This window comes from Roseofilum reptotaenium CS-1145 (assembly GCF_028330985.1).
In the GTDB taxonomy this organism is placed as follows: Bacteria; Cyanobacteriota; Cyanobacteriia; order Cyanobacteriales; family Desertifilaceae; genus Roseofilum; species Roseofilum reptotaenium.
Window position 1 is genome coordinate 16,646 of record NZ_JAQMUE010000106.1, and the last position, 11,626, is coordinate 28,271.

The window sequence follows — 11,626 nt, forward strand, 5'->3', positions numbered from 1 at the left end:
ATTATTTATAGCACAAGGATTTTATTCCATCCCTAATAATCAATGGATTTTTATGATTGTTTAATGTTGTTGTTTTTGCATTGCAAAATGTTCATCCCTACTCTTTGATCCTGGAGCAGGAAGATGAACGAACAATCTGGATAGGGAGTTAGATGGAAAGGAATTGGGAGATCACTACCAGGGACATAAACAACAGACCAAAGATTGTTTCTAATTTAGCAACGTTGTAGATGGGGGTGGTGCAATACCAATTTTTTTGCCAAAGAATTAAAGTGATTTTGAGTAGGGCAATTGCAAAACTTAGGGCAGCGATCGCCGTGAGCCAGCCCAAAAACCAAAGTCCGGTAATGATAGTAGCAGCAATGAGATGATAGAGAACAGGTGGAATGAGCGATGAGGTTTTGGATTTACGCAGTTTGACGGTAAAAATAGCGCTGCTAAAAAATAGGGTGTTGAGTAGCCATAGACCGATGATAGAAGTTGTCCAGGTTCCCGTTGTAGCGATGTAAGCGAATGGAACAGCAAGACAAACTGCGGCGAAAGTGGTGAACTCATTGATATAGGTTTTTTGCTGACGATTTAAAACTGAAATAGTATCGATCGCCAAGGTAATGATCGCCCCTAGATAAATCCATAGCAATAGGGGCGTTTGTAGATATAAATAACTGCCAGCTATTAAGGCTATGCCCGCATAAATACTACTCCAAAGCAGAAATCGAGGTTTCCAACTGTGGCGCTGTTTGATTTGTAAGGTAAGGGGATGTTCAGCTTGGAATCCGGCAAAAGCACACACTAGAGCTAGGGTTGTGGAGAGAGTCCAGTGTTGGGACGCGGCAACTCCCGTCACAAATGAAATCACCAGCATGACATAGATACCATGATGGGGCGATAGAGTGGGGCGATACCAAAGGCGAGGTAAAGACGTTACTGACTCTGGAAGGAAATTGGATTGAGATGATGCCACAATGTTATAGCGCTTTGCGCTAGGGAATAGGGAATAGGCTTTTGGTACATAGCTTTGAAGATTCAACACTGTCCCTCATGACGGAAGTCAAGCGCTGTATAATCTCCTGATGTAAAACTTTTCTTAGGCTGATAAGGTTAGCAAAAAGGCCAAGTTCGTCTGAGCCTTGAGAGCGTGGGGAGCGTGAGCAGGCATGACGACGAATACTCCTGTTTCCAGTTCAATCTCCTTGCCCTCTAGGGTTAAAATTCCTTTTCCCTCCAACACGCTGATAGTGGCATTGCGAACAGCAGTGTGTTCCGAAATTTCTGTATTTGCTGCTAGACAAAATAGGGTGTATTTACAGCAATCGTCTTGGAGCACAACTTTGCTTAATATCCCTGCTTCGGGGTATTCAATGACATCAGGCAATTTTAGATGTGAGGAGGCAATATTGAGTAGAGTGGTTGTCATGGTTATTCCTCTAGGGGCGTTGAGCGCACAAAATGATGTATCCTAAATCATCTTGATATTCTTGAAAGACTTGCCGCATCTGCAAGATTCGCGATCGCAGTTGGGGATCGATCAACATATTCCAGGTAATTTTCATGGTGCCGAGCCAGCCTTCATCATTGACCATTTGTTTAGGATTGAGTAGACCCATAGCACCTGTATGATAAAACTGCACTTGTAATCCTGCACTTTCACAGGCTTGAACCCATTCAATTTTGGTGAGTGGGTTGGCATTGACGCGAATCGCGGAAGATAAGGCCTGATGAATTTCGGTGTTTTGATGGCATACAAGCAGTTCGTGGGATAGAAAGCGTCCACCAGGACGTAGGCGATTTCGCACTCCTCTCAGAATTTTGGCTTTAGCCGATGGAGATTGCATGGTCAAAATGGCTTCGGCTAGGACAAAATCAAATTCACCTGGAACCCGATCTAAGTTCAAAATATCACCTTCTATGACGTTCACTCGATCCTTAGCTCCAGCAGCAACAATGTTAGCTTGGGCTGTTGCTACACTATCAGTATTTCTTTCAATCCCAGTGACCTTAACTTGGTGCTTTTTGGCTAAGGCAATCGCGCTATACCCAAAACTAGCGGCTAACTCCAGTACGCTATCCCCTGGCTGAAAATTTGCCGTTGCAAATAACTTCTCCGTTGCAAATCGTCCACCAGGACGTAGAAGCTTTTTTCCTGCCTTGGCTAACACCTGATGTCCAGGAGCCTTTTTTAAGTTCAGTACTTTTTGCGACATAAATATGTTGTGGGGTAAATTTAATGAGATTATTTATCAATAAACTACAATACGATTGTAGTACAAAAGTTGAAAGTATCGGGTCTAGCTTTATATTGTTTTAATCAATCTCTGCTTCCCCCTGAGCAGACTTAGAGATGTTTGTCCTATTTTCCCTCTAATCCATACAGCGATTGCCTTTCGACTCTTCTTCGCTGGGATCAATTCTGGTTTCTAGCACTGATGCGTCCGTCTACCCGGTCTATGGATTAGCAATAGCCTTTGATTATCTATAAAATTTAATGAGAATTTTTTAATAGAGAGGTCGTCCAAGAAAAGGTAGAACCAAGTTTCCTCACATCAAATCCCAAAAATCACGCTACACATCAATCCCCGTGTCTGGAGCGTCCCCGTGTCAATCATCTGTAGCAAACATCTAAGGATTTGATATTACATTGCCCCGATCGCGTTTCAGCTCTGCGATCGCCCAAAACGCTGTACTATTAATTGATGCGACTGAGAAAGGATTTGAGGCGATCGCTCTTGGGTTGGGAAAATAGCTCTTGAGGATCGCCAGATTCTTCAATAATCCCTTGATGGAAGAACAGAACCTTATTAGAAACTTCCCGCGCAAACTGCATTTCATGAGTCACCACAACCATAGTCATGCCCTCTTGAGCCAATTGCTTCATGACGCTGAGAACTTCCCCAACCAACTCTGGATCGAGGGCACTGGTGGGTTCGTCAAACAGGAGAATACTAGGGTTCATGCATAAGCTACGGGCGATCGCCACCCGTTGTTTTTGTCCCCCTGAAAGTTGCTCTGGATAAAACTGAGCTTTATTGCCTAAACCCACCTTTTCTAAGTAATGGATGGCTCGTTCTCGACCTTCTGATTCCGAGTGTTTCAAAACCTTCATAGGAGCAAGCATCAAGTTTTGTAAAACTGTTAAATGGGGAAACAGATTAAAGTGCTGAAAGACCATGCCCACTCGACTTCGGAGTTGACGCAGCATCGCTTGACTGACTTGGGCATGGGACAGATCTATCCCCATCACCTCTAAGCGTCCTTTATTAATAGACTCTAGACGATTTAAGCACCGTAAAAAGGTTGTCTTGCCACATCCAGAAGGGCCAATTACCGAGACCACATCCCCTTCATATAAAGTGGTAGTTACCCCTTTTAGCACTTCAAGGTCGTCAAAACTTTTATGCAAGTCTTCACATGCCATTACGGGAGTTGCTGAATTGACCATCGTTTTTGAACCATCTTTAGGGGGATTGAGTTTAGAGTATCTAAACCTTCAACCTCTAAAGTGTATCCAGGATTACTTTTATTCACTAAGCAACCGTTGATACTAATCAACACTCTGATATGGTTTTATGGAGAAAAGAGGCCTGATAATGATGGGGAGTAAGGGGTTGAAGCCCAAAATTCAAGTTTTTCTGGCGATCGCCAGTTGTCTGCTCGTGGTCATCTTCACCAGTTTATCAACTTTCGCCCAATCCTCTGCACCAACCCTCCAGGTGGCGACAGAACCCACCTTTCCCCCCTTTGAAATGCAAGACCAAGCAACCGGAGAGTTAAGTGGATTTGATATTGATTTAATGACAGCCATTGGTGAAGCGGCTAAACTGAATATAGAATTCGTCAGCTTACCCTTTGATGGCATTATTCCCGCTCTCCAGTCGAAAACTATGGATGCGGCGATTAGTGGCATGACGATCACCGCAGAGCGAGCACAAACCGTATCCTTTTCTCGCCCTTATTTTAAAGCGGGTTTAGCCATAGCGGTGCAGGAGGACAATACCAGCATTAAAAATTTTTCTGATTTAGAAGGCAAACAAATAGCCGTTCAAATTGGTAGCACTGGGGCCCAGGAAGCCAGTACCATCGAAGGGGCAAATATCAGTTCTTTTGACTCAGCATCTTTAGCTCTACAAGAACTGATTAATGGCAAAGTGGATGCTGTGGTTAATGATGGGCCGGTGACTTTATACGCTATAAGACAAGCCGGCTTACAAGGCGTGAAAGTCGTCGGTGAATTAGTCACAGAAGAATATTATGGCATTGCTATGCCTAAAGATTCTCCCTACTTAAATGACATTAATAATGCTCTGGAGTTACTGATTCAGGATGGTCGTTATCGCGCTATTTATCAAACTTGGTTCGCGGGTGAACCCCCGGAATTACCCCTCGTTCCCCCTGCCTTAGAAACCCAAGAAGTAATTGTTTTTGATTGGGGAAAACTATTTGCTAATTTAATTCAAGGCTCGACGATTACTTTATTACTCACCGCTCTGGCTTTCGCTTTTGGGTTAATCGGAGGTACGCTAGTGGCGATTGCCCTAATTTCCCCCTACAAACCTTTGCGCCTACTCTGCCGCATTTATGTAGACTTCTTCCGGGGCACTCCCATGCTCGTCCAACTGTTTATGATCTACTTCGGTCTCCCCGGTTTATTCAAAGAATTAGGGTTAGAGTTTAGCTTCGATCGCTTTCCGGCAGCCGTCTTAGCCTTAAGCTTAAATAGTGCTGCCTACTTAGCCGAAATTATGCGCGGGGGCATTGAATCCATTGATAAAGGTCAATGGGAAGCCTCTCAATCCCTAGGCATGAGTCCCCTACAAACGATGCAAGACGTGATTTTTCCCCAAGCCTTACGTCGCATGTTACCCCCTCTAGGTAACGAATTTATTACCTTAGTCAAAGATACCAGTTTAGTCGCCGTGATTGGATTTGAGGAACTATTCCGCCAAGGTCAATTAATGGTAGCCATCACCTATCGATCCTTTGAAGTTTACTTAGCCGTAGCTTTAATGTATCTCGTGCTAACCACCCTATCTTCCTTTGGGTTTAAATGGCTAGAAGTGAGGATGAATCCCCTACAGCGCCAGAAACCCGCCCTTAAAACGTGAAGAGATAGGAAGAGGGATACAGCGCTTTGGATTGTGAAGGGGGAATGGGGGGATGCACTTGCGGTAAAATCGCAGAGATGGTGTAGGTTTCCTCGGTGCAGAAAAAAATAAACCCATGGCCCAGACCCTAAGCAAAGAAATTGTCTTGATTGGAGGAGGACACGCCCATGCGATCGCCCTTCGCCAATTTGCTCTCAATCCCCTTCCTGGGGTCCGTCTTACCTTGATCGCCGATACCCTGCACACTCCCTATTCTGGGATGCTACCCGGCCATATTGCTGGATTCTACAGCTTTGACCAAACCCATATCGATCTACATCATCTCTGTCAATTTGCTAGGGCCCAACTCTATCAAGATCATGCCATTGGTCTCGATCTCAAACGTAATCAAGTTCTCTGCGCTCACCGTCCCCCTGTCCACTTTGACCTGCTCTCCATTGATATTGGCAGTACCCCTAACCAAATTCAGGTTCCTGGAGCTAATAACTACGCCATTCCCGCTAAACCGGTTTCCCAGTTCCTCAACCATTGGCGAGAGACCATAGAAAGCTTTGCTCGTCATCCTACCCACCCTTTAAAGCTGGCCATTGTGGGTGGAGGTGCAGGGGGCGTTGAGTTAGCGCTAACAATGCAACAGGGACTATTTGTCTGCCGTCAAGCTACGGGAGGAATGCGGAATATTGATGCCTCTTTCGTTATGTATACGGCTTCGTTTCCCGAAATTCATCTGTTCCATCAGGGGCAAGAAATTATGTCCTCCCATAACCGAGTGGTGCGCAAACGCATCGCCCAGTTAATGGGTCGTCGGGATATTCAACTGCATTTGGGAGAACGAGTAACCCAAGTTTCCGAGCAGGGACTTCAGTGTCAGTCTGGATTTACCCTAGAGTGCGATCGCGTGTTTTGGGTGACTCAAGCTTCAGCTCCTCCCTGGTTAAAGGCTGCTGGTTTAGCAACGGATACCGATGGCTTTATTTTAGTTAAGGATTCTCTACAGTCCGTTTCCCATCCCCAAGTATTTGCTGCTGGGGATATTGCCACCATGGTGAACCATACGCGGCCCAAGGCAGGGGTGTTTGCGGTGCGTCAAGGTCAGCCCTTATATGAGAATTTGAAACAAGCTGTTTTAGGGAAAGCACCAAAACCCTATCGCCCGCAAAAGCAAATTTTAGGACTCATTGGTACAGGAGATGGAAAGGCGATAGCCTCTTGGGGTAAATGGGGATTGGGCCCTAACCCTTTACTGTGGCGCTGGAAGGACTGGATCGATCGCCGATTTATGGCTCAATTTGAGGACTTTGGGCAATCGCCGACTCATCCCTCCTTGGCCCCAATTCCCATTCCCCCAGAGCGCCTATCCTCAGTGCTGAAGCGGGTGATTACCGACAATCCTAAATTAGAGTCCTTAATCGAGATCGAAAACCCTGGGGACAATTTGGCCTTATCTTCCGTGACCTCTGGACTCCTGATTGAGGGTATGGATTTTCTCACAGACAGCCTGCGCGATCCGTATTTATTCGGCATGTTAGCAACTCACCATTGCTTAAATCCCATCTTGGCCAAGGGAGCAACTCCCCACAGTGTTTTAGGTTGGATAGAATTACCCAATAGTCTTCCTACGCAACAGGAAGAAACTCTCTATCAACTGCTCTCAGGTGTTCTGCAAGCCCTAACGATCAGTCAAACTCAGTTGGTTGGCTGTCGTGCGTCCCTGGGGCCGCGTTTATCCCTGGGATTTTCTACTCAAGGGTATGCCGATCCCGAACCGGTCTTGTATCCGCCCAAGTTACAACCCGGTCAAGTGTTAATTCTGACGAAACCCTTGGGTGTTGGCGCTCTGATGACAGCTCAAGAGCAGTATAAAAGTAAGGGACGATGGTTAGAAGGGGCGATCGCCTCAATGATTCAATCCAATTATCCAGCATCCCTAACCTTTCTGGAAACTGGCGCTACCGCTTGCACAGCAGTAGGCAATTTGGGTTTATTGTCACATCTGACGACTCTGATCAACAATACATCCGTGAGTATTAGCTTGAATTTGGATACTCTACCCGTTTTGGAAGGGACTTTAGAGACTTTGCGCCACGTGCGATCGAGTCCATTCCATCAGGACAATAGTTCCAGCACTTCGACGACGCTCAGTGAACCGATTTCCTATCTGCAAAATGTGTCTAGCTTTGATTCCCATCCTGTCTATCCCCTCTTATTCGATCCTCAATGGTCTGGGGGATTAGTGGCTGGGATTCCCCATCCTCAAGCAGAAGAATGCTTGAAACTCCTGCAAAATTTAGGCTATACCCACAGCGCTATCATCGGTGAAGTTCATCTCCCTGCGGGCGATCTGCCTCCGATCCAGTTAATCGTTAATGAGGAATAATTTAAGTTTAGAGTCGATCTACTGCCTCCTCCTTCTTGAGCTTAATCTGAAGATTCGGCATCTGATTTCCACAGAGGTTCGCGCAGATTATCTTCTAAATCTCGCAATTTTTCGTACAGTTCCCGTTGTTCTGGGGTTAATTGGGTGGGAAACTGAATCTCAATTTCCACCACTTGATCGCCTCGTCTTCCCCGGTTATCGGGATATCCCTTATTGGCTAACCGTAATTTTTGACCGCTTTTCACCCCAGGGGGTAAATTCATTTTCACTAACCCATCCAGGGTGAGGACTTCTACTTGTCCAACTAAAATGGCTTCTACAGGAGTAATGGGGAGTTTACAATAAATTTCATTCCCTGCAATTTGTAGGAAAGAATGGGGAGCTACGGTTATTTTTAGGTATAAATCACCGCCATTCATACCCAACTTCCGCAGGCGCATTTTTTCCCCACTCACCATACCGGGGGGCATATCAACTTCTAAAGAGCGACCATCTTCTAAACGGATACGCTCTTTTCCGCCTCGATAGGCTTTTTCCAGGGGTAAGGTTAAGAGGGCCTCGATATCCCGTTTCATGGGTCGGGATTCACTGGTGACGGTGTTGTAAACCTTTGAGCGGCCAGGGGTGTAGGCTTCGGCATTCCGTTCGACTGGACGCGATCGCTCTCCAGTTGGTTGTCCCTGATTCACTTCCCGACGACGGTTGAGCAAGCTATCGAGAAAACTATCGAACGTGGGAAATTGGCTAAAATACTCAATTTCTGCTGAAGAAAACTTGGAGCCACTATTGCGTTTACGGCTATTTTGCCGCGCTCTTAAAAAGAAGCTCAGTTGGTCATATTCCGTCCGTTTACCGGGATCGGAGAGGACTTCATAGGCTTCTAAAATATCCTTAAATTGCTCCTCAGCTTCCTTATCACCGGGGTTGAGATCGGGATGATATTGGCGAGCTAAACGACGATAAACTCGCTTAATCTCGTCAGTGGGGGTATCAGGACTAACTCCCAGAATCTCATAATAGTTCCGAAAGTTTTGCATGGTTTTATTCACTTAGGGTTCTTGGAGAATTAGGGAATAGGGAATGGGGAATAGGAAAAACCTACTGGACTGTTTCATCTAATTTGATGCATTAGATTTTGTTTGTAGTGAGGGATTTATCCCTCTCCAGCTAGGCTTTTAAGCACTCTTCGTGCTTACTACAAACAAAGCACTATTTTAGGTGAAACAGTCCACTACAGCCATTCACCGTCATCTCCCCAATCTTCATCATCATAGGAGTTATATTGATTATACCTTGGACGGCTTGGGGGTTCTGAAGGACGGCGAGAGTCCCGGATGGGCGGTCGATTGGGTTCTCTTGACCGGGGAGGCGGATAGTCCCGTGTTGGGGGATAATCTCGGCCTGGTGGTTGATAATCCGGTGGGGGTGGATAATCTCGTGCTGAAGAATAGTCTCGATCTCGTGGGGAGTTGCGTGGGGGTGGATAATCCCGTGCTGGAGGATAGTCTCGTCCAGGTGGGGAGTTGCGTGCTGGGGGATAATCCTGTGCAGGCGGATAATTCCTCACTGGGGGATAATTCCGCTCTGGGGGGGCATATTCCCGCCGGGTTTGATAGGTTGGACTATCATAATCGTAACTTTCGCGGCGATCGAATTCATCCTCATCATCCCCTAAGAATGTGCGCCGCAGGGTTCCTAAAAATCCATCGTCTTCCTCTTCGCTCATCCGCAAGCGCACTTCCCGATTGAGATCGTAGAGAATATCTTGTAAATCGGCGCCTGCTTGATCGATTCCTCGGTCATCGCCTCGGCGCAAATATTCCCGCAGTTCCTGGATAATCGGATCGAGATCGCGGCGGTATTGGTTGGCAAACTGCATTCCAAAATCTAGGGTGGCTTCCCGCAGTTGGCGCTCGGCTTGAGTAATCAAGGCTTCAGCGCGGTTGAGTTTTTCTACCCGTTCCCGGCGCTCCCGGTCAACCTGGGCATAGCGTTCGGCATCCTGGATCATTTGGTTGATTTCATCGGAGGAGAGGGTGGAGGCTCCTTGAATGGTAATGCCTTGTTCCCGGCCGGTAGTGCGGTCTAGGGCAGATACTTGGAGAATGCCGTTGGCATCGATGTCGAGGGAGACCTGAATTTGGGGGATGCCCCTAGGCGCTGGGGGAATGCCGGAAAGTCGGAACCGACCGAGGGATTTATTGTCCCTGGCCATTTCTCGCTCCCCTTGTAGGATATGGACTTCGACAAAGGTTTGGTTGTCTTGGGAGGTGGAGAAAATGTCCGATCGCCGCACGGGAATGGTCGTGTTGCGAGGAATGAGTTTTTTCATCACCCCACTGGCGGTTTCAATCCCGAGGGAGAGGGGGGTGACATCGAGCAACAGCACATCTTTGACAATGCCGGAGAGAATACCGGCTTGAACTGCTGCTCCAACTGCGACCACTTCATCCGGGTTAACGTTTTGGTTGGGTTCTTTGTCGATGAAACTGCGAACCAGTTGTTGAACGATGGGAATGCGGGTGGAACCGCCGACGAGAACGACTTCATCGATTTGGACGGGGCTAAGATTGGCATCGTAGAGGGCGCGTTTGATGGGCCGACGGAGACGGGAAAGGAGGTCGCCACAGAGGTCTTCAAATTGCGATCGCGTCAGCCGAGTTTCTAGATGCTTGGGCCCATCTTCGGTAGCGGTAATGAACGGTAAGTTAATCTCGGTGACTGTGACTCCAGAAAGTTCAATTTTCGCTTTTTCCGCTGCTTCCATCAGCCGTTGCAGCGCTTGGCGATCGCGCCGTAAATCGACCCCTTCCGTTTCTAGAAACTGTTCGGCCAACCAATCGACAATTTTTTGGTCAAAGTCATTCCCCCCTAACTGGGTATCGCCACTGGTCGCCCTCACTTCAAATACCCCATCGCCAACTTCTAGGATCGAAACATCAAAGGTTCCTCCCCCTAGGTCAAACACCAAAATCGTTTGCGCCGTTCCCCGCTCTAGCCCATAAGCGAGGGAAGCAGCCGTGGGTTCATTGAGAATTCGTTTAACTTCTAAGCCGGCAATTTTGCCTGCATCTTTGGTCGCTTGCCGTTGGGCATCATTAAAGTAAGCAGGAACGGTAATCACTGCACCGGTGACCGGTTCCCCTAAATAACGACTGGCATCCTCAGCCAATTTCCGTAAGATCATGGCTGAAATTTCTTCCGGGGCAAAGTCTTTTTTCAGCCGAGGACATTTCACCTTGATATTGTCCACTTCATCGCGCCGGATGGTGTAAGGGACTCGTTTGGAGTCGGTGTTGAGTTCTCCATATCTGCGTCCCATATACCGTTTGACGGCATAGAAGGTATTTTGCGGGTTCAGGACGGCTTGGCGACGGGCCATTTGGCCAACGACCAGTTCGCCATCTTTACTGAAGCCAACCACTGAAGGTGTAGTCCGCATCCCTTCTGCATTGGCGATCGCCATTGGTTTACCGCCTTCCATAATGGCAACCACTGAGTTTGTTGTCCCCAAGTCAATGCCGACTACTCTACCCATGGATTCTGTCTCTTCCTCGTCTATCTTTACGGAAATTATGGCTTTCTTCGATCAGTTTATTGTATCGCGCTTCTGGAAGTGCAAGTAGCAGGGAATAGGGAATAGGGAAAACCCCATCTCCACGTCCGTGTGTCCTCCCCTCTCCCTAGACAGATTTTCAACTATCGTGGAGATCGGAAACTGTTGTTTTGCTTGGCTCAATGGCAGAAGCTTCTTTAATTATTTCTTGGCATTGGTTGGCGAAGGCGATGGAAAGTTCATAGAGTTCTCTAGCTGACTATTCGCATTCTTTCAAAAGTTCAAGATCTTCCATGATTTGTGCTTCATTAATTAGAGGTTTCATTTTAGCGTCTCCAACGATTGACAATCGAATCGACAAAATACATCACCCAATTAAATGGGCAATAGTTACGCCAGTGCCACCATTTTTTTGATCCGCTAACTCAAAGCGCTCTACTTGCGGATGGTTCCTCAGAAATTCATGGACTCCTTCTCTTAATTTACCCGTGCCTTTGCCGTGAATAATCCAGACATTCGTACAATTGGCATTGTAGGCTTTGGTAATGCCTTGGTCGAGTTCCGCTTCGGCAGTCACGACGCGCAAGCCTC

Annotated in this window: 9 protein-coding genes; 2 read left to right on the top strand and 7 right to left on the bottom strand. The window is 47.0% G+C overall.

The window, feature by feature from the left end; all coding sequences use genetic code 11:
- Positions 1–148: 148 nt before the first annotated feature.
- The 4 genes from PN466_RS23990 to PN466_RS24005 all read right to left on the bottom strand — a co-directional run bounded on the left by PN466_RS23990 (position 149) and on the right by PN466_RS24005 (position 3,439).
- Complete coding sequence (locus PN466_RS23990; protein WP_271944743.1) at positions 149–964, bottom strand: YwiC-like family protein; 816 nt, start codon at positions 962–964, stop codon at positions 149–151.
- A 123-nt stretch (positions 965–1,087) separates the two neighbouring features.
- Entirely contained in the window at positions 1,088–1,417 is a 330-nt protein-coding gene (locus PN466_RS23995) for a cupin domain-containing protein (protein ID WP_271944745.1), read from the bottom strand.
- Between the two features lie 10 nt (positions 1,418–1,427).
- Positions 1,428–2,204, bottom strand: a complete 777-nt coding sequence (locus PN466_RS24000) for an SAM-dependent methyltransferase (protein ID WP_271944748.1) — start codon at positions 2,202–2,204, stop codon at positions 1,428–1,430.
- 482 nt (positions 2,205–2,686) lie between these two features.
- On the bottom strand, positions 2,687–3,439 hold the full coding sequence (locus PN466_RS24005; protein WP_271944751.1) for an amino acid ABC transporter ATP-binding protein: 753 nt from the start codon (positions 3,437–3,439) through the stop codon (positions 2,687–2,689).
- A 148-nt stretch (positions 3,440–3,587) separates the two neighbouring features.
- Between PN466_RS24005 and PN466_RS24010 the strand changes: the two genes are divergently transcribed.
- Positions 3,588–5,102 carry an ABC transporter permease subunit gene (locus PN466_RS24010; protein WP_390890061.1) on the top strand — a complete coding sequence of 505 codons (1,515 nt, stop codon included), beginning with the start codon at positions 3,588–3,590 and terminating at the stop codon, positions 5,100–5,102.
- 115 nt (positions 5,103–5,217) lie between these two features.
- On the top strand, positions 5,218–7,479 hold the full coding sequence (selD, locus tag PN466_RS24015; RefSeq protein WP_271944756.1) for a selenide, water dikinase SelD: 2,262 nt from the start codon (positions 5,218–5,220) through the stop codon (positions 7,477–7,479).
- Between the two features lie 41 nt (positions 7,480–7,520).
- On the opposite strand, the gene PN466_RS24020 is transcribed toward selD, so the two are convergent.
- From PN466_RS24020 to PN466_RS24030, 3 genes are all read right to left on the bottom strand, one after another.
- On the bottom strand, positions 7,521–8,516 hold the full coding sequence (locus tag PN466_RS24020; protein ID WP_271944770.1) for a DnaJ C-terminal domain-containing protein: 996 nt from the start codon (positions 8,514–8,516) through the stop codon (positions 7,521–7,523).
- Positions 8,517–8,710: 194 nt separating this feature from the next.
- A complete protein-coding gene (gene dnaK, locus PN466_RS24025) occupies positions 8,711–11,017 on the bottom strand; it encodes a molecular chaperone DnaK (RefSeq protein WP_271944759.1) in 2,307 nt (768 codons plus the stop codon).
- 385 nt (positions 11,018–11,402) lie between these two features.
- On the bottom strand, positions 11,403–11,626 hold a 224-nt coding region (locus PN466_RS24030; RefSeq protein WP_271944762.1), incomplete at its 5' end, for a Smr/MutS family protein.